The sequence below is a fragment of the Nocardioides secundeburneus genome, from assembly GCF_039939255.1.
Lineage (GTDB): Bacteria > Actinomycetota > Actinomycetes > Propionibacteriales > Nocardioidaceae > Nocardioides.
In genome coordinates, this window is sequence record NZ_JBDUUE010000010.1 from 26,085 (window position 1) to 49,144 (window position 23,060).

Consider the following 23,060-nt stretch of genomic DNA (forward strand, 5'->3'; position numbering starts at 1 on the left):
ATCGCCCCTGGGGTGGCCACGCAGGCGGTCCCCGATGACACAGTCGCACCGTGACGTCCGTGATGTGGTTCCGCCGCGACCTGCGCACCGTCGACAACCCGGCCCTGCTCGCCGCCCTCGACGACGGCCCGACGCTGCCGCTGTTCGTGCTCGACCCGGCCCTGTGGGGACCCAGCGGCCTCCCCCGCCGTCGCTACCTCGTCGACAGCCTGACCGCGCTGCGCCGCGACGTCCCCGTCTCGGTCGTGCGGGGCGACCCGGTGCGCCAGGTCGTGCTCGCGGCGAAGGAGGTCGGGGCCTCCGCCGTCCACGTCGCCGCCGACTACGGGCCCTACGGCCACCAGCGCGACCTCGACGTCGAGGAGGCGCTGAAGAGCGAGGGCATCGACCTCGTGCGCACCGGCTCGCCCTACGCGGTCGCCCCCGACCGGGTCACCAACGGCAGCGGCGAGCCCTACAAGGTCTTCACCCCGTTCTCGAAGGCGTGGAACGCCCACGGGTGGCGCAACCCCGCGGGCCCCCTGCCCGACGACGCCCGCTGGCGCCACCTGAAGAAGACCGTCGACCTGCCCGACGTCCGGCTGCCGAAGGGCATCGAGCTGCCCGAGGCCGGCGAGGCCGCCGCCGCCGAGGCGTGGCACGACTTCCTCGACCGCGTCGGCGACTACGACGAGCGGCGCAACGAGCCCGGCGTCGAGGGCACCTCGCGCATGAGCCACCACCTCAAGTACGGCGAGATCCACCCCCGCACGCTGTTGGCCGACCTGTCCGGACGCCGCGGCAAGGGGCCCTCCACCTACGTCACCGAGATCGCCTGGCGCGACTTCTACGCCGACGTCCTCTTCCAGCGCCCCGACTCGGCCCGCGAGTACTACAAGCCCGAGCTGGCGAAGATGCAGTACGACGAGCCCGGCGCCGACTTCGACGCGTGGGCCGAGGGCCGCACCGGCTTCCCCATCGTCGACGCCGGCATGCGCCAGCTGCGCGCCACGGGCTGGATGCACAACCGGCTCCGGATGATCACCGCCAGCTTCCTGGTCAAGGACCTCCACGTCGAGTGGCAGCACGGGGCGCGCCACTTCCTGCACTGGCTGGTCGACGGCGACCTCGCCTCGAACAACCACGGCTGGCAGTGGACGGCGGGCACGGGCACCGACGCCGCGCCCTACTTCCGCGTCTTCAACCCCACGACGCAGGGCCGCAAGTTCGACCCCGACGCCCGCTACATCCTCACCTGGGTGCCCGAGCTGGCCGACGTCGACGACCCGCACGAGCCGAGCAGCGCCGACCGCAAGGAGGCCGGCTACCCCGAGCCGGTCGTCGACCACAAGGCCGAGCGGCAGGAGGCCCTCGACCGCTACCAGGCGGTGCGCGCGTGAGTGGTCTCGCTAGCGTGACCACGTGACCGCTCCCCTCACGATCCCCCGCCGCTTCAACGGCCCACCGAGCTCCGGCAACGGCGGCTGGACGGCGGGCGCACTCGCCTCCTACCTGGCCCCCGGCCCCTCCGGCACCGCGGGCCCCGTGCAGGTCACGCTGCGCACGCCGCCGCCCCTCGAGGTGCCGCTGCGGGTCGACCTCGAGGCCCCGGCGACCGCGCGGGCGTGGCACGACGACGTGCTGGTGGGCGAGGCCGAGGCGACGTCCGCCGACCTCGCCACGGTGCCGGCCGTCGACGCCGACGTCGCGCGGGAGGCCGAGGCGTCCTACGCCGGGCACCGCTCCCACCCGTTCCCGTCGTGCTTCGCCTGCGGCACGGCACGCGACGACGGGCTCCGCATCTTCCCCGGCCGCGTCGACGACGCCGACGGCCGCGCCCGCGTGGCTGCCACCTGGACGCCCGGCCCCAGCCTGGCCGTCGACGGCGACGCCGACGTCGTCCCGCCGGCCGTCGCCTGGGCGGCGCTCGACTGCGTCGGCGGCTGGGCCGGCGACCTCGAGGAGCGCCTCATGGTGCTGGGCCGCATGACCGCCCGGCTGCACGACCTCCCCCGCGTCGGCGAGACCCACGTCGTCGTCGGCACCGACCTCGGCACCGACGGACGCCGTACCCGCACCGCCGCCACCCTCCGCACCGCCTCCGGCCGGGTGCTCGGCACCGCCGAGCACGTCTGGTTCGCCGTCGACCCCCAGGACTTCGCATGAGCACCCCCGAGACCTCCGCCCCCGCCACCACCCCCGTCCCCGGTCGCCGCGAGTGGTGGCGCGACGCCGTCGTCTACCAGGTCTACGTGCGCAGCTTCGCCTCGTCGGGCCAGCGCGAGGGCGGCGCCGGCATCGGCGACCTGCCCGGCATCACCAGCCGCCTGCCCTACCTGCGCGACCTCGGCGTCGACGCCGTGTGGATCACGCCGTTCTACACCTCCCCCCAGCACGACCACGGTTACGACGTCGCCGACTACCTCGACATCGACCGGCTCTTCGGCACGCTCGACGACGCCGACGCGCTCATCGGCGTCGCGCACGACCTCGGGCTGCGGGTGATCGTCGACCTCGTGCCCAACCACACGAGCAACGAGCACGCCTGGTTCCGGGCGGCGCTGGACGCGGCGCCGGGCAGCCCCGAGCGGGCCCGCTACCTGTTCCGCGACGGCCGCGGCGACGACGGCAGCGAGCCGCCCAACAACTGGCAGTCGGTCTTCGGCGGTCCGGCCTGGACCCGCGTGCCCGACGGGCAGTGGTACCTCCACCTGTTCGACACCAGCCAGCCCGACCTCGACTGGCGCAACCCCGAGGTCGGCGACATGTTCGAGGTCGTGCTGCGCTTCTGGCTCGACCGCGGCGCCGACGGCTTCCGCATCGATGTCGCCCACGGCCTGCTGAAGGAGGCCTCGCTGCGCGACCAGGTGCTACCGCCGGGCTCGGAGGGCAAGGACCTCAACAAGGTCCGCGAGGAGTCGATGGTCGCGCGCACCGACTTCGACGAGCCGATGTGGGACCAGCCGGAGGTGCACGACGTCTACCGACGCTGGCACCGCGTCCTGGCCGACTACCACGGCGACCGCATGCTCGTCGCCGAGGCCTGGGCCCGCACACCCGAGGCGATCGCGGCCTACGTGCGCCCCGACGAGATGCACCAGGCGTTCAACTTCCTGTGGCTGCTGGCCGACTGGTCGGCCCGCGAGTTCGCCGACGTCGTCACCGGCACGTTCGCCGCGATGGGGCCGGTCGGCGCCAGCCCGACGTGGGTGCTGAGCAACCACGACGTCGTGCGTCACGTGACCCGCTACGGCGGCGGCGCGCAGGGCCTGGCCCGGGCCCGGGCGGCCACGCTGACGATGCTCGCGCTGCCGGGCTCGTCGTACCTCTACCAGGGCGAGGAGCTCGGCCTCGAGCAGGTCGACGTCGCCCCCGAGGACCGGCAGGACCCCTCGTGGTTCCGCACCGGCGAGGTCGGTCGCGACGGGTGCCGGGTGCCGGTGCCGTGGAAGGGATCGGCGCCGTCCTACGGCTTCGGGCCCGACGACGCACAGCCCTGGATCCCGCAGCCGGCCGGCTGGGCCGCGCTCACCGTCGAGGCGCAGACCGGCGTCGAGGGCTCCACGCTCGAGCTCTACCGCGCGGCGCTCGCCGCCCGACGCGGGCTCGCCCCGGCCGACGCGGTGCAGGTCGACGTCGACGGCGACGTGCTCGTCGTCGACCGCGGCGACCTGCGGGTGGTGCTCAACTGCGGCGCCTCCGACGTCGCGCTGCCCGAGGGCGAGGTGGTCGTGGCCAGCGGGCCGGTGAGCGACGTGCTGTCGGCCGACACGGCGGTCTGGCTGCGTCGCTGACGGGCCCGCGACCGCAGATGGACCTGGCCGAGCTCTGGAACCGCGCGACCGCCGTCCAGCCCCTGCCCGACCCGGGCCTGGTGCTGCTGGCCGGCGTGGTCGCGCTGGTGCTCGTGGGCGCGCCCGCGACGTGGCCGCGCGTGCGGCTCGGGGTGACCGTCGTCCACGAGGCCGGGCACGCGGTCGTCGCCGTGCTCGTCGGACGCCGCCTGCAGGGCATCCGTCTGCACGCCGACACCTCCGGCGTCACCGTCTCGCGCGGGCGCCCGACCGGCCCCGGCATGGTGGCCACGATCGCGGCCGGCTACCTGGCGCCCGCGGCGGTCGGCGTCGGGGCGGCGCTCCTGCTGGCCGGCGGGCGTGGGGTGCTGATGCTGTGGCTCACCCTGCTGCTGCTGGCGGCGCTGCTCGTGTGGGTGCGCAACTGGTACGGCGTGCTGACCCTCGTCGGGCTCGGCGCCGGCGTCGGGCTGCTGACCTGGTACGCCGACCCCGAGGTGCAGGCGCTGGTGGCCTACCTCGTGGCCTGGCTGCTGCTGCTCGCGGCCCCGCGGCCGGTGCTCGAGCTGCTGCGGCAGGGCCGACGGATCTCGCCGTCGTCGGACCCCGGCCAGCTGGCGCGCCTCACCCGGGTGCCGGCGCCGGCGTGGTGCGTGCTGATGCTGCTGGCCAACCTCGCCGGGCTCGCGCTCGGCGCGATCACCCTCGCGCCCGACCTGCTCGCGCGCGTCTAGGTCAGGCGCGTGCGAGCAGCAGCCGCAGCCCCTCGGCCTGCTCGACGATCCACGGGCTGAGCGCCCACGGCGCCTTCTCGACGACGTCGAGCAGGTCGGCGACGTCGACCCACCGGTGCTCGGCGACCTCGTCGGGGTGGGGCCGCAGCTCGACGCCGGGCGCCAGCACGGCCGTGAAGACCGGGCACACCTCGTTCTCTACGACGCCCGCGGCGTCGACCGCGCGGTAGCGGAAGTCGGGCAGCAGCGGCTCGAGACCGACGATCGCCTCGCCGGGCAGCCCGAGCTCGTGCTGCGCGTGGCGCCGGACGGCGTCGTCGAACGACTCACCGGGCCGTGGGTGACCGCAGAACGAGTTCGTCCACACCCCCGGCCACGTGCGCTTGGCCAGCGCCCGCCGGGTGACCAGGGTGCGGCCGGCGTCGTCGCGCAGGTGGCACGAGAACGCGAGGTGCAGCGGGGTGGTCGTCGAGTGCACGGTGGCGCGCGGGTGCGTGCCGACCGGGTTGCCGTGGTCGTCGAGCAGGACGACGACGTCGTCGGTAGCGGTGGTCACGGCCCCACCCTGCCACCGAGGGCCACGGAGGGTGGTGCGGGTCCTCCTCGCGTCTGGATACCGTGCGTCATGACCGCGCTGGCCCGGGACCCTCGAGCAAGGTCCGAGACCCGGTCGGTGCTCGCCGCCCTCGCGGCGGCGGCGCACGGCGGTCCGACCGTCGCCGTCACGACGCTCGCCGCGCTGCTCGCGGTGGCGGCCGACCTCCCGGTGGCCCACGGCGTCCTCGTGGTCGCGGCCGTGCTCGCCGGCCAGCTCACCATCGGCTGGGGCAACGACCTGCTCGACCACGGTCGCGACGTCGCGGTCGGTCGCGACGACAAGCCGCTCGCGACCGGGGTGCTCACCCCGGCCCTCGTCGGCCGGTGCCTCGCGGTCGCGGCGCTGGCCTGTGTGACGCTGTCCGCGGCGACGGGGTGGCGCGCCGGGCTGGTGCACCTCGGGCTGCTCGTCGCGATGGGGCACGCCTACAACCTGGGCCTGAAGGCCACGGCCTGGTCGTGGGCGCCCTACGCGGTCGCGTTCGGGTCACTGCCCGCGGTGATCACCCTCGCCGGGCCCGACCCCGTCTGGGCGCCGTGGTGGCAGGTGGCGGCAGGGGCCGCCCTCGGCGTCGGCGCCCACCTGCTCAACGCCCTGCCCGACCTCGACGACGACCTCAGCACCGGCGTCCGCGGACTGCCGCACCGGCTGGGCGCTCGCCGCTCGCGGGTCCTGGCCGCGCTCGTGCTCGCCGCGGCGTCGCTGGCGGCCGCGCTCGGTCCCGGCTCCCCCGGCGTCGTGGTCCAGGTGGCGCTGCTCGCCGCGCTCGTCCTGGCGGTCGTCGCCGCCACCACGAGCGGGCGCACCCCGTTCCGCGCGGCGATCGCCGTGGCGCTGGTCGACGTCGTCCTGCTCGTGGTGGGAGCCCGGTGAGCGACCTGACGATCGTGGGCGCCGGACCCGCCGGCGCCGCGACGGCCCTCGGGGCCCTGCACGCGGCGCCCGGTCTCGACGTCCGGCTCGTCGACCGGTCCTCGTTCCCGCGTGACAAGGCGTGCGGCGACGGCGTCGCCCCGCACGTGCTCGACCTGCTGGAGTCGGTCGGGGTCCACGGACTCCTCGACGACCGGGTGCCGGTCACCCGGCTGCACCTGCGGCGCGGCGCGCGGTCGGTCGAGCGCGAGATGGAGCGCCCGGCCTACGTCGTGCCGCGGCGGGTGCTCGACGCCCGGCTCGTCGAGGCCGCGGTCGCGGCCGGCGCCCAGCTGGTCCAGCGTCGGGTGCGCACGCTGGCCGACGTCGACGACGTCGCGGTCGTCGTCGGCGCCGACGGGGCGCACTCGGTCGTCCGGCGTGCGCTCGGGCAGCCCGCCGGACGACGGGCGCTCGCCCTGCGCGGCTACGGACCGACGCCGGCCGAGCACCGCGGGGTGCAGCGCATCGTGTTCGGGCACGAGCACCAGCCCTCCTACGCCTGGTCGTTCGACCGTGGCGACGGTCTCGCCAACATCGGCTACGGCGAGGTGCTGCACGACGACCGTGCACCCACCCGCCGCGAACTGCTGGCCCGCCTCGACGTGCTGCTCCCGGGCGCGGCCGAGGCCGGCGTCGACTGGATGGGCCACCACCTGCCCCTGTCGAGCCACCGGTGGCACCCGGCCGACGGTCGCGTGCTGCTGGTCGGCGACGCCGCGGGCCTGGTCAACCCGCTCACCGGCGAGGGGATCTTCTACGCCGTCGCCACCGGCATCGCCGCCGGCCGGGCCGCGGCCGCCGCCGTCGCCGCCGGCGACCCCCGCAGCGCCGGACGACGCCACCGCGCCGCCACCCGACCGCTGCTGTCGTGGCACCTGCGCCACACCGCAGCGGCGGCCCGGCTCACCCGCTCCGGGCGCGTGCTCGACGCCGGCCTGCGGGCCTCCGCGCGCGACCAGCGGGTCTTCGACGACCTCGTCGAGCTGGGCCTGGCGCGCGGCCGCGTCACCCCCCGCCTGGCCGCCGGGCTCGCCCGCTCGCTCGTCACCGCCCCGCCGAAGGAGAAGTGAGTGCACATCCTGTCCGTCCGAGGCGCCCTGCCCGACCACCGCTACCGCCAGGAGGAGATCACCGCCTCGTTCGTCGACCGCATGATGACCGCGAGCGTCGACCGTCGCGTGGTCGAGCGCTTCCACCGCAACGCCGGCGTCGAGACCCGGCACACGGCGCTGCCGCTCGAGGCCTACGCCGGGCTGCGCGACTTCGGTGAGGCCAACGACGCCTTCATCGAGGCCGCCGTCGACCTCGGCTCCCGCGCCGTCGTCGACGCCCTCAAGGCGGTCGACCTCGTCCCGGCCGACGTCGACCTGGTCATCTCGGCCACCGTGACCGGCCTCGCCGTGCCGTCCCTCGAGGCGCGGGTGGCCGCCGCCATCGGCCTGCGCGAGGACGTCGTGCGCATGCCGCTCGTCGGTCTGGGCTGCGTGGCCGGCGCGGCCGGTGTCGCGCGCCTGCACGACTACCTGGTCGGTCACCCCGACGCGGTCGCGGTGCTGGTGTCGGTCGAGCTGTGCTCGCTCACGCTGCAGCGCGACGACGTCTCGATCCCCAACCTCGTGGCCAGCGGACTGTTCGGCGACGGCGCGGCCGCCGTGGTCGCCGCGGGCTCGCGCCGGGCCGCCGGGCTGGTCGGTCGAGGGGTCCAGCCCGAGGTCCTGACCAGCCGCAGCCGGCTCTACCCCGACTCCGAGCGCACGATGGGCTGGGACGTCGGCGCGGGCGGGCTCAAGATCGTGCTCGACAGCGCCGTGCCCGACGTCGTCCGCCGCTACATCGGCGGCGACGTCGACCGCTTCCTCGACGACCACGGCCTCTCGCGGACCGACGTCGAGTGGTACGTCGCTCACCCCGGCGGCCCGAAGGTGCTCGAGGCGATGGCCGAGACGCTGGGCGTCGGTCGCGAGGCGCTGCAGGTCACCTGGGACTCCCTGGCCCGCATCGGCAACCTGTCGTCGGCCTCGGTGCTGCACGTGCTGGCCGACACGCTGGCCGACCGGCCGCCCCGACCCGGCTCCTACGGGCTGATGCTGGCCATGGGCCCCGGGTTCTGCTCCGAGCTCGTGTTGCTGCGGGCCTGATCCGGCATGGGACTCGAGATCTGGTTCACCGTGCTGGTGCTCGCCGTCGGCGTCGAGCGCCTGGCCGAGCTCGTCGTGTCGAAGCGCAACGCCGCGTGGTCGTTCGAGCGCGGCGGCGTGGAGACCGGCCAGGGGCACTTCCCGTTCATGGTGGTGCTCCACACCGGTCTCCTGGTCGGCGCCCTGGTCGAGGTGTGGGTGCGCCGGCCCGACCCGCCGGCCGTGCTGGTGTGGACGATGCTCGGCCTCGTCGTGGCGAGCCAGGCGCTGCGCTGGTGGTGCATCACGACGCTCGGGCCGCGCTGGAACACGCGGGTCATCGTCGTCCCCGGGCTGGCGCCGGTGACCGACGGCCCCTACCGGCTCTTCTCCCACCCCAACTACGTGGCGGTGGTGGCCGAGGGCGTCGCGCTGCCGCTCGTCGGCGGCGCCTGGGTCACCGGGGTGGTCTTCACGGTCGTCAACGCCGGCCTGCTCGTCGTGCGCATCCGGGTCGAGAACCGCGCCCTGGCCGGGCTCGCGGCATGACCGGGCCGGTCGACGTCGACCTGCTCGTCGTCGGAGGCGGCCCGGCCGGGCTCGCCACCGCCCTGCACGCCGTCCGGGCCGGTCTGAGCGTGCGGGTGCTGGAGCGGCGCGCGGGCGTCGTCGACAAGGCGTGCGGCGAGGGCCTCATGCCGGGCGCGGTCGCCGCCCTCGACGCGCTCGGGGTCGACCCGCCGGGACACTCGATCCGCGGCATCGCCTACTGCGCGCCCGGACGACGCGCCGAGGCGCGCTTCCGGGCGGGCGCCGGTCGCGGCGTGCGCCGGCTGGCGCTGCACGGCGCCCTGCGCGAGGCGGCGCTCCGCGCCGGCGTCGACGTCGAGGAGGTGCTCGTCGACGACGTCACGCAGGGTGACGTGGTGACGGCGGGCGGTCTGCGCGCGCGCTACCTGGTCGCGGCCGACGGACTGCACTCGCCGCTGCGCCGCTCGCTCGGGCTCGACGCGGCCGTCCGGGGCCCGGCGCGGTTCGGCCTGCGCCGTCACTACGCCGTCGCGCCGTGGTCCGACGACGTCGAGGTGCACTGGGCCCGCGACGCCGAGGCCTACGTGACCCCGGTCGACGACGACATCGTCGGCGTCGCCGTGCTGTCGTCGGGCCGCGGCGGGCTCGACGACCGTCTGGACGCGTTCCCCGACCTGCTCGAGCGGCTCCGGGGCGCCGAGCACGCCAGCCGCGTGCGCGGCGCAGGGCCGCTGCGGCAGACGGCGACGCGGCGCACGGCGGGCCGGGTCCTGCTCGTCGGCGACGCGGCCGGCTACGTCGACGCCCTCACCGGCGAGGGCGTCGCGCTGGCGCTCGGCCAGGCCGAGGCGGCCGTGCGGGCCGTCGTGGCCGACGACCCGTCGGCCTACGAGCGCGAGTGGCGCCGGGTCACGCGCCGCTACCGGTGGCTCACCGGGGCCCTGGTCACCTCGACGCGACCGGCCGTCGTCCGCCGTGCGGTCGTGCCCGCCGCCGCCGCCCTGCCGCCGGTGTTCCGCGCCGCCGTCGACGCGCTCGCGCGGCCGGTCGGCGAGCCCGCGCGCAGCGTCCTCTGAGATGCCCGAGGGTCACACCATCCACCGCCTCGCGCGGCGGCACCGGCGGCTGTTCGTCGGCCAGGTCGTTGCGGCGTCGAGCCCCCAGGGGCGTTTCGCCGAGGGCGCGGCCGAGCTCGACGGGCGGCGGCTGGTGGCCACCGACGCGTGGGGCAAGCACCTCTTCCACCGCTACGAGCCTGACGGCCCACACCCGTGGCTGCACGTGCACCTCGGCCTGTTCGGTCGCTACCGCGACGGCTACGGCGACCCGCCGCCGGCTCGGGGGGCGCTGCGGCTGCGGCTCGTCGTCCAGGGCCCGAAGTCGGCCTGGGCCGACCTGCGCGGACCCACCGCGTGCGAGCTGATGAGCGATGCCGAGCGCGACGCGCTGCTCGGCCGGCTGGGGCCCGACCCGCTGCAGCCGTCGTCCGACCCTGACATCGCAGGACACCGCGTCTCGCGATCTCGTCGCGCGATCGGCGCGCTGCTGATGGACCAGTCGGTCGTCGCCGGCGTCGGCAACGTCTACCGCGCCGAGGTGCTCTTCCGGCACGGCGTCGACCCGCTCCTGCCCGGCCGCGACCTCGACCCCGTCGTGTGGACGGCGATGTGGGACGACCTCGCGGTGCTGATGTCGGACGGCGTCCGCACGAACCGGATCGTCACCACCGACCCCGACGATCGCGAGCGCCCGCACGGGCGTCCCCGCAAGGTCGACAGCCACTACGTCTACGGCCGTGCCGGCCTGCCGTGCCGCCGCTGCGGCACCACCGTGCTGCGCGCCGAGCTGGCCGCGAGGTCGTTGTTCTGGTGCCCGGTCTGCCAGGCGTGAGGACCACCGCGGCGGTCTAGCGGACCAGCGGCTCTCGGACGGCGTCGCGCACCGCGACAGCGAAGGTGGGGTGCACGTGCGTGACCACCAGGTCGTCGTGACGGGTCGCGACGATGCCGACCCCGCGGAGTCGTCCGTTCAGGACGCCGCCGACGAGGGCGGCCACGACCACGGCGCCCGGCACAGCGGTCCAGGCACCGACGAGGCCGTCGCCGACGACGACGGTGAGCACGATTCCCACCAGGCCGACGAGACCCGCGCCCCATGCCAGGCGCCGCCCCTGCTGCCAGCGGTCGTAGGCGGCGTGCGAGAAGGGCAGGGTGACCCGGAACTTCTTCGACGCCATCGCGCTCGCGAAGAGGTACCCGACGACCGTGATCAGCAGCAGGAACCCCACCCACGGCGGCGTCGTGCTGCCGGTCAGGGTGACGGTGCCCCGGGTGGGGACGCCGGTCTTCACGCAGACGTCGAGGTCGACGTCGACGACGCTCCCCGTGCGTCCGAGCCTCACGTTCGCCATGGGCCGCAGGCTACGAGGTCCGCGCGGTCACCGCTGCCGAACGGGCGAGGCACGCCGGTAGCCCCCGGTCGGGGTGGACGGCGGGCTGGTGGGGCGTTCAGGGATGCCGGCGGGTGTGGGTGCCGGGTTGTGGACGTCGGTCGACGGTCTTCTCGACGCCGGTCGGGCTGGTCCAGGCGTAGAGGCCTGGTTCGATCATCCGGTACGACCACCGGCCGTGGGTCTTCGCTCGATGGTGCCTGCGGCACAGCAGGGCGAGGTTCCAGGTCGCGGTGACGCCACCCGACTCCCACGCGACGACGTGGTCGAGGTCGACCCGGCGGCGGGTGCAGTCGGGGAAGACGCAGCACCGGTCGCGGAGCGTGACGCGTTCACGGATCGCGTCGGAGGGGCGGTAGGCGGGGGTCTCGACGGGTTCGGCGAGGTCGATCACCGGCTTGACGGTGACCTTTGTGCCGGCGGTCTCGCACCATTCGCGGACCTGCTCGACCAGCAGCGGCGTCTGGGTGTTGTCGAGCAGACCGGGCAGGTCCGGGTTTACCGCGTCGAGGTGGGCGTAGATCGTCACCCCGCGCCCGGTGCTGCTGGTGTCGAGGTCGAGGGCGAGCTGGGTGCGGGCCATCTCCCCGAGGGCCTGGGAGCGACGCACGTCGAGCGTGTCGGTGGAGCCGAGGTCAGCCAACGTCTGGGCGCCGTCGCGCAGGGCGTGCTCGAGGTCGATCGCATCAGCCGTGTCGAGGGTCGCGACGACGTCGACGGTGCCGTCGGTGGTCGCCCCGGCCAGGTACACGGTGACCCGTCGGTCCTCGAGCGCAGCCAACCGTCGGGCCTCAGCGTCTGCGGGGTCGTGCTCGGCGCGGGCGGCGTCGACGGTGCGGTCGAGCTGGGCGAACGAGCACCGCTCCGCCACCGGTGCGATGAAGCGGTCGACGTGCCACGCCGCGGTCTCGGACAGCGACATGGTCGCGTCCGCGATCTTGAACGCCCGCCACAGCGCGACCTCGTGCTTGACCACGCGGAGGTAGAGGCGCGGAAGCCGGTGACACAGCTCGAGCGCCCGACCCAGGTAGGTCAACCCGGCATCGGTCGACATCCCGAGCAAGAGCGCGAGGTCGAGCGCGGCGTACTCCGGCACCGCCGGAGCACCCGGTCCGGCCAGGTGCAACGGACGCTCCACCGACTGCAGCAACACGACGACCTCGTCGCTAGAAGCGACATTCCGCTCAGCCCACGCCAAGACCGACTTCAGCGACTCGACCTGCGCGTCAGCCTCGGCGAGTCGACGGCCACGCACCGCGACGAGCAGCGGATCGCTGCTCGTGCGGGTCGAGGTGGCCAGGGGCCATGATACCACGGATTCGAACATATATTCGATTCAATCTCGCCCACAATCCACACCATCCCCCAGGAACTGGCCGCGCACTTGGCGGGCGGTGCGCCGGAGCTTGCGGAGGCGCCACCGCACGCGCCGGAGAAGCACGCCGCGAGAGGCTCGGGGTCAAGGACCAGTCCCCGAGACCGCGTGACGGCTCACCGTAGGGATTGGTCCTTGACGCCGAGACGCGGCTTGGTACCGCGCCCGGCCAACCCAGCCACGGACGCGACGACGCCAGCTCAGCTGAAGATCATGCAGGACGACGTCGCGTGCGCGACCTGGCGCCCGGCAGCGTCGACGAGCGTGGCCTCGGCGAGGGCGGTACGGCGTCCGCGATGGATGACGCGGCCCTGGGCGCGCAGCCGGCCGGAGTCGACGGTGACGGCGCGCAGGAACTTCACGGTGAGGTCGAGCGAGGTGTAGCCCTCGCCGGCGGCGAGGGTGGAATGCACGGAGCAGCCGGCGGCGGTGTCGAGCAGGGTGGAGATCACGCCTCCGTGCACGGTGCCGAGCGGGTTGTAGTGGCCGGGCCGCGGCACGAGCTCGACGTGGATCGAGCCCTCCTCGCCGCCGAAGTTCTCCATGCCGAGCGTCTCAGCGATCGGCGCCGGGGGCAGGTCGCCGGAGGCCATCGCCATCAGCTGCTGGTAGCCGGTCATCGCGAGCGGGTCGACCGCGGCGTCCTCGGTCTGCGTCATGGACCCAGCATGGTCAGGGTGGCTGGGTCTGTCAACAAGACCTAGACTGTGAGGATGGACACGACCGCTCCTCCGGCCCTGGCCTGGTCCACCGACAACTGCCAGCTGGCGCGGGCGATGTCGGTGCTCGGCGAGAAGGGCACGCTGATCGTGCTGCGCGAGGTCTTCAACGGCGTCCGACGCTTCGCCGACATCCAGCGCCACAGCCGCCTGCCCAAGCAGGTGCTGAGCAACCGACTCGCCCTGCTGGTCGAGCACGACGTGCTGCGCCGCGTGCCCTACCGCGACGACGGCGCCCGCGAGCGCCACGAGTACCGCCTGACCCCGAAGGGCTTCGAGCTCTACCCGATCCTGGCCGCCGTCTCGGAGTGGGGCACCCGCTATTACGCCGACGCCGACGGCCCGCCGGTCGAGCTGACGCACCGCGACTGCGGCGAGGTCGTGACCGCCGTGCTCGAGTGCGCCGAGGGCCACCGCGTCGACGACCCGAGGGACGTCGTCCCTCGGCCGGGGCCGGGGGCCCGCCCGTTCGAGGGCTGAGGCCCGAGCCGGATCAGCCCGACTTCTTGGTGAACGCCCACTCGCGCACGCGGTCGATGCGGGCGCGCAGCTGCTCGGCGTTCGCGATCGCGGCGGCCGGCCCGCCGCACTCCTTGCGCAGCGCGGCGTGCGTGATGCCGTGGGCCTGGCCGGTGCGGTGGTGCCACGCGGCCACGAGCCCGTTGAGCTCGCGGCGCAGCACGGCCAGCTGCTCGTGCGTCGACACCTCGGCCACCGTGTCGGGCTGGCCGCTGCCGGACGACGGCCGCGACGGCCTCTGCGCCTTGGCGCTGGCCGCCTGCCGCTGCTGCAGCAGCTCCTTCATCTGCGACGGCTCGAGCAGGCCGGGGATGCCGAGGAAGTCCATCTCCTCCTCCGAGCCGTACTGGTTGCCCTCGTAGAGCGCGTGGTCGAACGTGGCCTCCGAGCCGAGCGCCTCGAAGGGCAGCGCCTCGAGCTCGTCGGACGCCGCCTCGCCGGCCTGGGCCTGGGCGAGCAGGTCGTCCTCGGCGGCGAAGATGTCGTCCTCGTCGGTGATGCGGCGACCGAGCACGTGGTCGCGCTCGACCTCCATCTGCGAGGCGTGGCTCAGCAGCACCGGCACCGACGGCAGGAAGATCGACGCCGTCTCACCGCGGCTCCGCGCCCGCACGAAGCGGCCGATGGCCTGGGCGAAGAACAGCGGCGTCGAGATGGTGGTGGCGAAGACGCCGACCGCCAGCCGGGGCACGTCGACGCCCTCGGAGACCATGCGGACCGCGACCATCCAGCGCTTGTCGCTGGCGGTGAACTCGGTGATCTTCTTCGACGCCGCCTTCTCGTCGGACAGCACGACCGTCGGAGCCTCGCCGGTGATCGACCGGATCGTCTTGGCGTAGGCACGTGCGGAGTCCTGGTCGGTGGCGATGACGAGACCGCCGGCGTCGGGCACGTGGCGACGCACCTCGCTCAGCCGCTTGTCGGCGGCCGCGAGCACGGTGGGGATCCAGGAGCCGGCCGGGTCGAGCGCCGTGCGCAGCGCCTGGTTGGTCATGTCCTTGGTGAGCGGCTCGCCCAGCGTGGCGGCGATCTCGTCGCCCGCGCGGGTGCGCCACGACATCGCGCCCGAGTAGGCCAGGAACAGCACGGGGCGGACCACGTGGTCGGTGAGGGCGTCGCCGTAGCCGTAGGTGTAGTCGGCCACCGACCGCGGGACGCCGTCGTCGCCGGGCGCGTAGGTGACGAACGGGATCGGGTTGACGTCGGAGCGGAAGGGCGTGCCGGTCAGGGCCAGCCGGCGGGCGGCCGGTTCGAACGCCTCGCGCACGCCCTCGCCCCACGACAGCGCGTCGCCGGCGTGGTGCACCTCGTCGAGGATGACCAGGGTCTTGAAGCGCTCGGTGCGGATGCGCAGCGCGAGCGGGTTGACGGCGACGCCGGCGTAGGTGACCGCGACACCGAGGAAGTCGCTGGAGATCTTCCCCTTGCCCGCCGAGTAGGTGGGGTCGATCGGGATGCCGGCCCGCGCCGCGGCCTCCGCCCACTGCACCTTGAGGTGCTCGGTGGGCGCCACGACGATGACCCGGTCGACGACCCGGCGTCCGATCAGCTCGGCGGCCACCGAGAGCGCGAACGTGGTCTTGCCGGCGCCCGGTGTCGCGACCGCGAGGAAGTCGCGCGGGGAACGCTCGAGGTAGTCCTTCATCGCCGCCAGCTGCCAGGCGCGCAGCGACGGCGCGGTGCCCCAGGCGGCGCGCTCCGGCCAGGCCGGGCTGAGTCCGGTGGCGAGGTGCGGGTCGGTGGGCTCGGGCCCGCCGGTCACGCGGGGTCGCCCGCGTCGCCCGAGTCGTCCTTGAACTGCTCCCAGGCTTCCTTGCAGTCGGGGCAGACGGGGAACTTCTCCGGCGCACGGCTGGGCACCCAGACCTTGCCGCACAGGGCGACGACGGGGGTGCCCATCACCATCGCCTCGGTGAGCTTGTCCTTGTCGACGTAGTGCGAGAACCGCTCGTGGTCGCCCTCGTCGGTCGGGACGACGCGCTCCTCCTCGCGGACCTTGGTGTCGGTGGAGGTGCCGAAGCCGAAGGAGGAACTCACCGGACCCACTCTAGGGCGTCCCGACCGCCAGACCCACCCGGGCCGACTCAGTTCAGGTCGACGTCGGCCGGACGGGTGGAGAGCCAGGCGAGGCCGCCGGGCTGACGGCGCAGGACGTCGCGCCACAGCGTCGAGGTGTCGGCCCGGAAGGCGTCGGGGGCCGCGCCGGGCACGACGTACCAGCTTCCCTCCTCGATCTCCCGGTCGAGCTGTCCGGCGCCCCAGCCGGCGTAGCCGGCGAAGATCCGCAGGCCGGCGACCTCGGCGGCGACCAGCTCGACGGGCGTGTCGAGGTCGAGCAGGGCGAGCCCCTGGAAGAGCGTGTCGTCGGGCACGTCGAGGTCGCGCAGGCCCAGCACGTCGTCGGGCTCGTGGTCGGTCGAGCGGCGCAGCACGAGGGCGAGGGCGCCGTTCGCCTCGACCGGTCCGCCCTCGAAGAGCACCTCGGGCTCGGCGACCAGCCCGCTCCACTGCTCCAGGACCTCGGCGACCGGCAGGTCGGTCGGCCGGTTGAGCACGACGCCGAGCGATCCGCCGGCGTCGACGTCGAGCACCAGCACGACGGTGTCGGCGAAGTGGGGATCGACGAGCGAGGGCGTCGCCAGCAGCAGGCTCCCGGGCCGCACCTCGCTCATCGGACCATCATGGCGCGGCGGGCCTCAGGCGGCGAGGACGGCGCGCAGTCGCTCCAGGAACGTCGGTCGCACGTCGTCGACCAGGGCGGGGGCCCCGCGGTGCTGGGTGCGGGCCCGCTCCTCGATGCGCGCACCGAGGGGGGCCGCGACGGCGTCGTCGCCGATGCCCGCCTGACCGGCCATCACGGCCAGGAGCGCGTGCTCCTTGCGCGTGGCGGTGGCCATGGCCACGGCCATGGCGTCGCTGGTCGGCTCGGCGCGGTAGTGGTCGAGCACGAGGCGGACGCCGGGCAGCTCGTCGCACGCGGCGCCCCAGGCAGTGGTGACGGCGGACTGCAGGTCGAGGGGCTGGCTGACCAGCTCGCGCTCGAGGTGACCGGCCAGCCGGGTGTGCCACCTCAGCTGGAGGGTCCCGAGCAGGTCGAGGTCGTCGACGAAGGTCTCGCGGACGCCCGCGACGTCGAGGGGCAGCAGGCCGTCGCGGCGGGTGTTCGCGGTGGCGACCACCGTCCGCAGGACCTCGCCGCGCGAGTGGAACGACTTCCAGGTCATGGTGAGCTCCTCGGTGGCTGGGGACGTTCTCGCATACCGCGAGTACGTACTTTCAGTATGAAAGAAACCGTCCGTCTGTCACAGCCCCTGGCGGGTGATGCTGGCCACCGGGTGCCGGGGCCGCACGTGGGGCAGGTCATAGGGTGGGCGGGTGCCGAAGTCCGTCTCGAAGCTGGTGCCCAAGGTGCCGGGCGTACCCGGCGCCAGCCGGCGGGCCGCCTACTCGGCCTCGACCAAGCGGGCCCTGGTCGACGTCGCCGAGGAGCTGTTCACCGAGCACGGCTACGCCAACGCCTCGCTCGACCTCATCGTGGCCGGCGCCCAGGTGACCAAGGGCGCGCTCTACCACCACTTCTCCGGCAAGCAGGCCCTGTTCGAGGCGGTCTTCGAGCGCGTCGAGTCCGACGCCGCCAAGCGCATCCAGAAGGCCCTGAAGAAGAACCGCGACCCGTGGGAGAAGTCGCTCGCCGGCCTGCGCGCGTTCCTCGACGTCGTCCGCGAGCCGCGCTACCGGCGGATCGTCATCCAGGAGGGCCCGGCCGTGCTGGGCTACGAGCGGTTCCGCGAGCAGGAGGAGCGCTCAACGTTCGCCAACGTGCTCGAGATCGTCGAGTCCGTGCTCGCCGCCGGCACCTGGCAGCTCGACGACGACATGCTGCACACCTTCGCCCGGATCTTCTTCGGCGCGATGTCGACGGCCGGCGAGAGCGTGGCGACCGCCGACGACCCCGAGCGCGAGGCCGAGCGCGTCGAGGCCGGCGTCGGGTTCATCCTCTCCGGGTTCCAGGTGCTGGTCGAGCAGGGTGCACCGATGCCGAGCTCGTTCGGCCCCCGCCCCGGCGCCGAGGTCACCAGCACGCCGGTCGAGCCCGACGAGCCCGACGACGAGCCGGCGTCCTAGACGCCGGCCGGACCGCCGCGGAGCTCACTCGAAGGTGACGTCGCCGCCGTCGGCCGGCACCAGCTCGATCCAGGTGTGCCCGGGCGGCACGGTGAGCTCGCCGGCCTTCGTGGTGAGGGTGATCGGCGCCGCCAGGCCGTCCTTGTGCCACCGACCGCGCACGAGACGGCCCCCGTGGAAGAGCATCGCCTGTCCGGTGCCGTCGAGCTCGGTCTCGGGCACCGGGTTGCCGGCGGGGTCGGTGTAGCCGGCGTCGCCGACCGGCACGCGGAGCACGAGCACCGTGTCGGCCGGGAACTCGTCGCCGTCGGCGGCGTAGCCGTCGACGTTGGTGTAGCCGCCGTCGGCGTAGGTCCAGCTGGTCGTGTGGCTGCCGGAGAACGAGGCCTCGACGGACGTCGCGGGCTGGCCGGCCGGCAGCGCGTCGGCGGGGCCGAACGGCAGGTAGTCGACCGGGCGGGCGGGCTTGCCGCGGGCCTCCTTGGCGACGTCTCGCAGGTCCGTGAACAGGTTGTAGGGCGCGCGGCGCGAGGGGTCGCGGTAGAAGCCCGCTGAGCCCTCGGCGAAGAAGTCGATGCCGGCGTCCTCGATGCGGCTGATCGTCACCGCCGCGGCGCCGCTGGTGACGACATCGGCGTCGACCGGCGAGACGATGCCGATGTCGGAGGCGCGCATCGAGCGCACCGGCCCGACGTCGCCGGGGACGTCGGAGTAGTAGAACGCCGCGAGGCGGGTCACGCCACCCTCGACGAGCTCCTCGACGACGAGGTCGGCCGCCCCGAGGCCCTCCTGCGGTGCACTGGACGGCGTGTTGTCGAGCTTGAGCACGAGCACCGGGTGGCGCTTGACGGACTGGCCCTGCTCGACCCTGAGCCCGGTGAGGGGCCAGGTGTCGGGGTCGCCGCTCACCTCGGCCCCCGGGGCGTCGACGGGCCCGGTCCCGGGGTCGCGGTCGGGCTGGTCGGACGCGCCACAGCCGGCCAGCACGAGGGCGAGGACGGTGACGGCGGTCGTGGCGAGGGTGCGGGGGAAGGGCACGGGGAAGATCCTTCCGGGCGGGGCTAGGTGTAGTCGTCTGCTGGACAATCTCTGCCAGTGTGCGCGCGAACGCCCCGTCACCCGAGGAGGTGACGGGGCGTGTCGCGCGGTGCGGTGGGCGGTCAGCCCAGCTTGGCGCCGCCGTCGACGTAGAGGGTCTGACCGGTGATGTACGACGCCTCGTCGCTGCACAGGAACGCCGCGGCCGCGGCGATGTCCTCGGGGAACCCGACCCGCTTGACCGGGTTGGCCTCGGCCGCGGCGGCACGGAAGTCCTCGACGCTGACCCCGACCCGGGCCGCGGTGGCGTCGGTCATCTCGGTGGCGATGAAGCCGGGCGCGATGGCGTTGGCGTTGATGCCGTAGCGGCCGAGCTCGATGCCGAGGGTGCGGGTGAAGCCCTGCACGCCCATCTTCGCCGCCGAGTAGTTGGCCTGGCCCCGGTTGCCCAGCGCCGACACGCTCGAGAGGTTGAGGATCTTGCCGTACTTCTGCTCCACGAAGTGCTTCTGGGCGGCCTTGGTCATCAAGAACGCGCCCTTGAGGTGCACGTTCATGACGAGGTCCCAGTCGGTCTCGGTCATCTTGAACAGCAGGTTGTCGCGCGTGATGCCGGCGTTGTTGACCAGCACGTGGATGCCGCCGAGCTCGGCCACGACCCGCTCGATGGCGGCGTCGACCGCCGCGGCGTCGCTCACGTCGGCGCCGACGCCGATCGCCGTCGCCCCGTCGACCAGCGGCAGCCGGCCGGCGGCGTCGGCCGCGGCGTCGCCGTTGAGGTCGACCACGGCGATCGAGGCGCCCTCCTCGGCCAGCCGGGTGGCGATCCCGAACCCGATGCCCTGCGCTGCCCCCGTGATGACGGCGACGCGCCCGTCGTAGCGACCCATGCCCTGCTCCTCGTCTGTGTGATGTCTGGCGGACGATCCGCCGTCACGCTAGCGCGGCACGCAGTGTCGTCGCGTAGGAGTCCGCCTCGCCGTCGGCGTAGGTCGTGCGCGGCCAGAAGAAGCCTCGCAACCCGTCGCCCTTGGTGCGCGGGACGACGTGCAGGTGCAGGTGCGGCACCGACTGGCTCACGATGTTGTTCATCGCCACGAACGAGCCCTGCGCGCCCAGCGCCTCCTTCACCGCGACGCAGAGCCGCTGGGCCGCGTCCAGGAACCCGTCGCGGAGCCCGGCCGGCAGGTCGGGCAGGGTCTCCACGTGCTCGCGCGGCACCAGCAGCACGTGGCCCTTGAAGACCGGCCGGACGTCGAGGAAGCCCACGAACGACGGCTCGTCGAGCACGACCGCCGCCGACGACTCGCCGGTCACGATGGCGCAGAACACGCAGGAGCCCATGGTGCGAACCTAGCGGTCGCGCGCGGTGGCGATATTGAGGATCACACCGCCGTCATCCCCCATTGTGGGTATGTCGCCGCACCCAGGGTCACGCGTCGATGTCACGGTCGGGGCCGACCGCCGGCCAGCCGGGCCGCGCCCCGAACCGAGGATCGAACCCATCTCCACGTCGTCCCGCACCACCCCAGCCCTCGCGCTCACCGCTGGCGCCGCCCTCGTCGCCGCCGCGCTCGCCGTCCCGCTCTCGTCGAGCCCGGCCACGGCCGCCACCCCGGGCGTCGTCAACGGCGACCTCGAGGCCGGCACCTCCGGGTGGTCCGTCAACCCCCTCTCGCGCGCCACGCTCAGCAGCTCGACCACCGCGCACGGCGGTCAGCGCGCGCTGCGGGTGCGGACCACGACCCCGCGCCACGTCATCGTCCGCGCCACCACCGCGACCGGGTCCCTCCACTCGGGCGCCTCGGCGTCGGCGGGCGCGTGGGTGCGCCCGGCCGCGGCCGGCCAGACGGTGCGGCTGCAGGTGCGCGAGCGCGTCGGCGACACCGTCGTACAGACCCTGGGCTCCTCGGTGACCCCGGCCGCCGGGCAGTGGACCGAGATCCGCACCGCGCTGACCAAGCGCCGCACCGACAGCGACCTGGTCGTCCGGGTCGTCTGGCCGAAGTCGGCGCGGGGGGTCGACCTGCTCGTCGACGACGTGAGCCTCCGGACGGCGGCACCCGGCACGACGACCCCGACCACCCCGCCGACCCCGCCGACCACTCCGGCTCCCCCGCCCCCGGGCGGCGGCGTGCTGACCAACGGCTGCGCGCACGACGCCCGCGGGCTGCCGGCCTGCGGCGGGTACCTCGGCGCCGCCACCGGGTCGAACACCGACCCGGCGACGCTCGAGTCGCAGCTGGGCCGACGCCTCGGCGTCCGCCGCACCTTCTGGACCGGCACCCAGGTCGACAAGGCCGTCTCGGTCGCGGCCGGCGACGTCGCCCGCGGGCGCCTGCCCTGGATCAGCTTCAAGCTGCCGCACTCGTGGGAGTCCATGAGCGCCGGAGCCGGTGACGCCTGGGCCCGCGACCTGGCCACGAAGCTCGCCCGCATCGACGGCCCGGTCTGGGTGGCCTTCCACCACGAGCCCGAGGGCGACGGCGACATCCAGGCCTGGCGCACGATGCAGGAGCGGCTCGCCCCGATCGTGCGCTCCACGGCGCCGAACGTCGCCTACACCGTCGTGCTGACCGGCTGGAACCAGTTCTACGGCGACAGCCGGTACAGCCTCGCCCAGCTGTGGCCCCGCGGCGTGAAGATCGACATCGCCGGCTTCGACCTCTACAACGAGTACGGCGTGACCAAGAACGGCAAGAAGGACCTGCGCTGGCCCGACTTCGACGCCCAGTACTACGCCCGGATCCAGGCCTGGGCCGCCCAGCAGGGCGTCGCCTGGGGGGTCGCCGAGACGGCCTACACCGACGAGGCCCACGCCGCCGACCCGTCCTGGATCCAGACGTCGTACCGCCAGCTGCTCGCACGCGGCGGGGTCGCGATGGCCTACTTCGACACCGAGCTCAACGCCTACGGCTCGTGGCCCCTCGCCACGCCCGCCAAGCGCGCCTCGCTGGCGACGCCGCTGCGGGACTCCGCGGCCCTGCGCGTGCGCTGAGGGACGCCGCGGCTCAGCCGAGCCAGGCGTCGCGGGCGTCGACGATCGAGTCGGGGAAGTCGCCGAAGATGCCGTCGACGCCGGCGTCGAGGTAGGCCGTGGCCTCGCCGAACACGTCGCCCTTGGCGTTGGGGTCGGTGCCGACGCGGTAGTTGGTCGGCAGGAACTGGTTCTCGTCGCGCACCGTGTAGACGACGACGCGGACCCCGGCCCGGTGCGCGTCACGCACCAGGTCGGACGGCGTCGACGTGGCCCCGGCGGCGTCGCGCGGCAGCACCTGGCTCTTGTCGGGGCCGACCCAGTCGGCGTACCGCTTGACGCCCTTCAGGCCCTCGGCGGAGACGATCTGGGCGTAGGTCGTGCCCTGCGCGCGCAGGTCGAAGGGGCCGCCGGTGGCGCTGGTCAGCTGCACGAGCGGGTTGTCGACCAGGTGGTCGAGCTCTTTCAGGTTCGAGACCTCGAAGGACTGGATGACGACGTCGCTCTTCTTCCCGTCCTCGCCGTGCCGCTCGAGCGTGCGGACCAGCGGCTCCTCGAGCGAGAGCCCGATGGAGTCGAAGTAGGTGGGGTGCTTGGTCTCGGGTGCGACGCCGATCGGGCGCTTGAGCTTCTTCTCCCACGTCCGGGCGAGTCGCAGCACCTCGTCGAACGTCGGGACCTCGAAGCGGCCGTCGTAACGGGTGTTGCCGGGGCGCACGAGCGGGAGCCGCTCCGTGGCGCGCAGGGTCTTCAGCTCGGCGAGGGTGAAGTCCTCGGTGAACCAGCCGGTGACGGCGACGCCGTCGATCTGCTTCGTCGTCCGGCGGCCGGCGAACTCGGGGTGGTCGGCGACGTCGGTGGTGCCGCTGATCTCGTTCTCGTGGCGCGCCACGAGCCGGCCGTCCTTGGTCGAGACGAGGTCGGGCTCGATGTAGTCGGCGCCCATGCGGATGGCGAGCTCGTAGGCGGCCAGCGTGTGCTCGGGGCGGTAGCCGGAGGCGCCGCGGTGGCCGAAGACCAGCGGGACGTCGAGCTGCTGGAGCGGCTTGACCTTGGCCTTGTCGTTCGAGGCCCGGGCCGGGGGCGACGACGGCGCCGCCTGGGCGGTCGCGGTGGGGACGAGCAGGGAGAGCGAGAGGGCCGCGGCCACGGGCAGCGCGACGCGGAGGGTCCGAGATGTCATGCCCTCG

General features: G+C 74.1%; 25 protein-coding genes. 13 read left to right on the forward strand and 12 right to left on the reverse strand.

Annotation, left to right across the window (positions count from 1 at the left end; all coding sequences use genetic code 11):
* The first annotated feature begins 50 nt into the window (after positions 1-50).
* The 4 genes from ABFT23_RS22150 to ABFT23_RS22165 are packed head-to-tail and all read left to right on the forward strand — an operon-like array spanning position 51 to position 4,507.
* On the forward strand, positions 51-1,379 hold the full coding sequence (locus ABFT23_RS22150; protein WP_347899202.1) for a cryptochrome/photolyase family protein: 1,329 nt from the start codon (positions 51-53) through the stop codon (positions 1,377-1,379).
* Positions 1,380-1,401: 22 nt separating this feature from the next.
* Complete coding sequence (locus ABFT23_RS22155; protein ID WP_347899204.1) at positions 1,402-2,145, forward strand: hypothetical protein; 744 nt, start codon at positions 1,402-1,404, stop codon at positions 2,143-2,145.
* Positions 2,142-3,773 carry a glycoside hydrolase family 13 protein gene (locus ABFT23_RS22160; RefSeq protein ID WP_347899206.1) on the forward strand — a complete coding sequence of 544 codons (1,632 nt, stop codon included), beginning with the start codon at positions 2,142-2,144 and terminating at the stop codon, positions 3,771-3,773. Before ABFT23_RS22155 ends, ABFT23_RS22160 begins: the two co-directional genes overlap by 4 nt.
* Before the next feature lie 17 nt (positions 3,774-3,790).
* Entirely contained in the window at positions 3,791-4,507 is a 717-nt protein-coding gene (locus tag ABFT23_RS22165; RefSeq protein WP_347899208.1) for a M50 family metallopeptidase, read from the forward strand.
* Between the two features lies 1 nt (position 4,508).
* On the opposite strand, the gene idi is transcribed toward ABFT23_RS22165, so the two are convergent.
* A complete protein-coding gene (gene idi / locus ABFT23_RS22170) occupies positions 4,509-5,063 on the reverse strand; it encodes an isopentenyl-diphosphate Delta-isomerase (RefSeq protein WP_347899209.1) in 555 nt (184 codons plus the stop codon).
* Between the two features lie 69 nt (positions 5,064-5,132).
* Between idi and ABFT23_RS22175 the strand changes: the two genes are divergently transcribed.
* From ABFT23_RS22175 to ABFT23_RS22200, 6 genes are read left to right on the forward strand one after another with little or no spacing between them, the layout of a single operon-like run.
* Positions 5,133-5,978 carry a UbiA family prenyltransferase gene (locus tag ABFT23_RS22175; RefSeq protein WP_347899211.1) on the forward strand — a complete coding sequence of 282 codons (846 nt, stop codon included), beginning with the start codon at positions 5,133-5,135 and terminating at the stop codon, positions 5,976-5,978.
* The gene (locus ABFT23_RS22180) at positions 5,975-7,090 is read left to right on the forward strand and encodes an NAD(P)/FAD-dependent oxidoreductase (protein ID WP_347899213.1); all 1,116 of its coding nucleotides are present in this window, start codon (positions 5,975-5,977) and stop codon (positions 7,088-7,090) included. The genes ABFT23_RS22175 and ABFT23_RS22180 overlap by 4 nt, the downstream gene beginning before the upstream one ends.
* Positions 7,091-8,158, forward strand: a complete 1,068-nt coding sequence (locus ABFT23_RS22185; RefSeq protein ID WP_347899215.1) for a type III polyketide synthase — start codon at positions 7,091-7,093, stop codon at positions 8,156-8,158.
* A gap of 6 nt (positions 8,159-8,164) precedes the next feature.
* Positions 8,165-8,686, forward strand: coding sequence for an isoprenylcysteine carboxyl methyltransferase family protein (locus ABFT23_RS22190; protein WP_347899217.1), 522 nt, complete (start codon positions 8,165-8,167; stop codon positions 8,684-8,686).
* Positions 8,683-9,744 carry an NAD(P)/FAD-dependent oxidoreductase gene (locus ABFT23_RS22195; protein ID WP_347899219.1) on the forward strand — a complete coding sequence of 354 codons (1,062 nt, stop codon included), beginning with the start codon at positions 8,683-8,685 and terminating at the stop codon, positions 9,742-9,744. Before ABFT23_RS22190 ends, ABFT23_RS22195 begins: the two co-directional genes overlap by 4 nt.
* A 1-nt stretch (position 9,745) precedes the next feature.
* On the forward strand, positions 9,746-10,558 hold the full coding sequence (locus ABFT23_RS22200; protein ID WP_347899221.1) for an Fpg/Nei family DNA glycosylase: 813 nt from the start codon (positions 9,746-9,748) through the stop codon (positions 10,556-10,558).
* A 16-nt stretch (positions 10,559-10,574) separates the two neighbouring features.
* Here the strand turns inward: ABFT23_RS22200 and ABFT23_RS22205 are convergent, their stop codons facing one another.
* From ABFT23_RS22205 to ABFT23_RS22215, 3 genes are all read right to left on the reverse strand, one after another.
* A complete protein-coding gene (locus ABFT23_RS22205; RefSeq protein WP_347899222.1) occupies positions 10,575-11,078 on the reverse strand; it encodes a hypothetical protein in 504 nt (167 codons plus the stop codon).
* A 97-nt stretch (positions 11,079-11,175) separates the two neighbouring features.
* Positions 11,176-12,432: an HNH endonuclease signature motif containing protein gene (locus ABFT23_RS22210; RefSeq protein ID WP_347899224.1), complete on the reverse strand. Its 1,257-nt coding sequence runs from the start codon at positions 12,430-12,432 to the stop codon at positions 11,176-11,178.
* A gap of 260 nt (positions 12,433-12,692) precedes the next feature.
* Positions 12,693-13,151 carry a PaaI family thioesterase gene (locus tag ABFT23_RS22215; protein ID WP_347899225.1) on the reverse strand — a complete coding sequence of 153 codons (459 nt, stop codon included), beginning with the start codon at positions 13,149-13,151 and terminating at the stop codon, positions 12,693-12,695.
* A 54-nt stretch (positions 13,152-13,205) separates the two neighbouring features.
* Between ABFT23_RS22215 and ABFT23_RS22220 the strand changes: the two genes are divergently transcribed.
* Entirely contained in the window at positions 13,206-13,691 is a 486-nt protein-coding gene (locus tag ABFT23_RS22220) for a winged helix-turn-helix transcriptional regulator (protein WP_347899227.1), read from the forward strand.
* A gap of 13 nt (positions 13,692-13,704) precedes the next feature.
* On the opposite strand, the gene ABFT23_RS22225 is transcribed toward ABFT23_RS22220, so the two are convergent.
* Genes ABFT23_RS22225 through ABFT23_RS22240 form a run of 4 tightly spaced genes read right to left on the reverse strand, consistent with a single transcriptional unit; the run spans position 13,705 to position 16,954 of the window.
* Positions 13,705-15,492 (reverse strand): DEAD/DEAH box helicase, encoded by a 1,788-nt coding sequence (locus ABFT23_RS22225; protein WP_347899229.1) that lies wholly within the window; start codon positions 15,490-15,492, stop codon positions 13,705-13,707.
* Positions 15,489-15,767: a DUF3039 domain-containing protein gene (locus tag ABFT23_RS22230; protein ID WP_347899231.1), complete on the reverse strand. Its 279-nt coding sequence runs from the start codon at positions 15,765-15,767 to the stop codon at positions 15,489-15,491. Before ABFT23_RS22230 ends, ABFT23_RS22225 begins: the two co-directional genes overlap by 4 nt.
* A 47-nt stretch (positions 15,768-15,814) precedes the next feature.
* Positions 15,815-16,402, reverse strand: coding sequence for a YqgE/AlgH family protein (locus tag ABFT23_RS22235; protein WP_347899232.1), 588 nt, complete (start codon positions 16,400-16,402; stop codon positions 15,815-15,817).
* A gap of 24 nt (positions 16,403-16,426) precedes the next feature.
* Entirely contained in the window at positions 16,427-16,954 is a 528-nt protein-coding gene (locus ABFT23_RS22240) for a hypothetical protein (RefSeq protein WP_347899234.1), read from the reverse strand.
* 151 nt (positions 16,955-17,105) lie between these two features.
* On the opposite strand from ABFT23_RS22240, the gene ABFT23_RS22245 reads away from it, so the two are divergent.
* Positions 17,106-17,855, forward strand: a complete 750-nt coding sequence (locus ABFT23_RS22245; RefSeq protein ID WP_347899236.1) for a TetR/AcrR family transcriptional regulator — start codon at positions 17,106-17,108, stop codon at positions 17,853-17,855.
* A 24-nt stretch (positions 17,856-17,879) separates the two neighbouring features.
* On the opposite strand, the gene ABFT23_RS22250 is transcribed toward ABFT23_RS22245, so the two are convergent.
* From ABFT23_RS22250 to ABFT23_RS22260, 3 genes are all read right to left on the reverse strand, one after another.
* Positions 17,880-18,893, reverse strand: a complete 1,014-nt coding sequence (locus tag ABFT23_RS22250) for a DUF3048 domain-containing protein (protein ID WP_347899237.1) — start codon at positions 18,891-18,893, stop codon at positions 17,880-17,882.
* Between the two features lie 122 nt (positions 18,894-19,015).
* Complete coding sequence (gene fabG / locus ABFT23_RS22255; RefSeq protein ID WP_347899239.1) at positions 19,016-19,783, reverse strand: 3-oxoacyl-ACP reductase FabG; 768 nt, start codon at positions 19,781-19,783, stop codon at positions 19,016-19,018.
* Between the two features lie 43 nt (positions 19,784-19,826).
* On the reverse strand, positions 19,827-20,237 hold the full coding sequence (locus tag ABFT23_RS22260; protein ID WP_347899240.1) for an HIT family protein: 411 nt from the start codon (positions 20,235-20,237) through the stop codon (positions 19,827-19,829).
* 70 nt (positions 20,238-20,307) lie between these two features.
* Between ABFT23_RS22260 and ABFT23_RS22265 the strand changes: the two genes are divergently transcribed.
* Positions 20,308-21,891, forward strand: coding sequence for a carbohydrate binding domain-containing protein (locus tag ABFT23_RS22265; RefSeq protein WP_347899241.1), 1,584 nt, complete (start codon positions 20,308-20,310; stop codon positions 21,889-21,891).
* A gap of 13 nt (positions 21,892-21,904) precedes the next feature.
* Here the strand turns inward: ABFT23_RS22265 and ABFT23_RS22270 are convergent, their stop codons facing one another.
* Entirely contained in the window at positions 21,905-23,053 is a 1,149-nt protein-coding gene (locus ABFT23_RS22270; RefSeq protein WP_347899242.1) for a glycerophosphodiester phosphodiesterase, read from the reverse strand.
* Positions 23,054-23,060: the final 7 nt, after the last annotated feature.

What these genes read in the sequence shown, in the direction of transcription:
- ABFT23_RS22160 (WP_347899206.1), top strand. Translation starts at nt 2,142, where the DNA reads ATGAGCACCCCCGAGACCTCCGCCCCCGCCACCACCCCCGTCCCCGGT.
- ABFT23_RS22165 (WP_347899208.1), top strand. Translation starts at nt 3,791, where the DNA reads ATGGACCTGGCCGAGCTCTGGAACCGCGCGACCGCCGTCCAGCCCCTG.
- ABFT23_RS22175 (WP_347899211.1), top strand. Translation starts at nt 5,133, where the DNA reads ATGACCGCGCTGGCCCGGGACCCTCGAGCAAGGTCCGAGACCCGGTCG.
- ABFT23_RS22190 (WP_347899217.1), top strand. Translation starts at nt 8,165, where the DNA reads ATGGGACTCGAGATCTGGTTCACCGTGCTGGTGCTCGCCGTCGGCGTC.
- ABFT23_RS22195 (WP_347899219.1), top strand. Translation starts at nt 8,683, where the DNA reads ATGACCGGGCCGGTCGACGTCGACCTGCTCGTCGTCGGAGGCGGCCCG.
- ABFT23_RS22200 (WP_347899221.1), top strand. Translation starts at nt 9,746, where the DNA reads ATGCCCGAGGGTCACACCATCCACCGCCTCGCGCGGCGGCACCGGCGG.
- ABFT23_RS22205 (WP_347899222.1), bottom strand. Translation starts at nt 11,078, where the DNA reads ATGGCGAACGTGAGGCTCGGACGCACGGGGAGCGTCGTCGACGTCGAC.
- ABFT23_RS22215 (WP_347899225.1), bottom strand. Translation starts at nt 13,151, where the DNA reads ATGACGCAGACCGAGGACGCCGCGGTCGACCCGCTCGCGATGACCGGC.
- ABFT23_RS22220 (WP_347899227.1), top strand. Translation starts at nt 13,206, where the DNA reads ATGGACACGACCGCTCCTCCGGCCCTGGCCTGGTCCACCGACAACTGC.
- ABFT23_RS22235 (WP_347899232.1), bottom strand. Translation starts at nt 16,402, where the DNA reads ATGAGCGAGGTGCGGCCCGGGAGCCTGCTGCTGGCGACGCCCTCGCTC.
- ABFT23_RS22240 (WP_347899234.1), bottom strand. Translation starts at nt 16,954, where the DNA reads ATGACCTGGAAGTCGTTCCACTCGCGCGGCGAGGTCCTGCGGACGGTG.
- fabG (WP_347899239.1), bottom strand. Translation starts at nt 19,783, where the DNA reads ATGGGTCGCTACGACGGGCGCGTCGCCGTCATCACGGGGGCAGCGCAG.
- ABFT23_RS22260 (WP_347899240.1), bottom strand. Translation starts at nt 20,237, where the DNA reads ATGGGCTCCTGCGTGTTCTGCGCCATCGTGACCGGCGAGTCGTCGGCG.
- ABFT23_RS22265 (WP_347899241.1), top strand. Translation starts at nt 20,308, where the DNA reads ATGTCGCCGCACCCAGGGTCACGCGTCGATGTCACGGTCGGGGCCGAC.
- ABFT23_RS22270 (WP_347899242.1), bottom strand. Translation starts at nt 23,053, where the DNA reads ATGACATCTCGGACCCTCCGCGTCGCGCTGCCCGTGGCCGCGGCCCTC.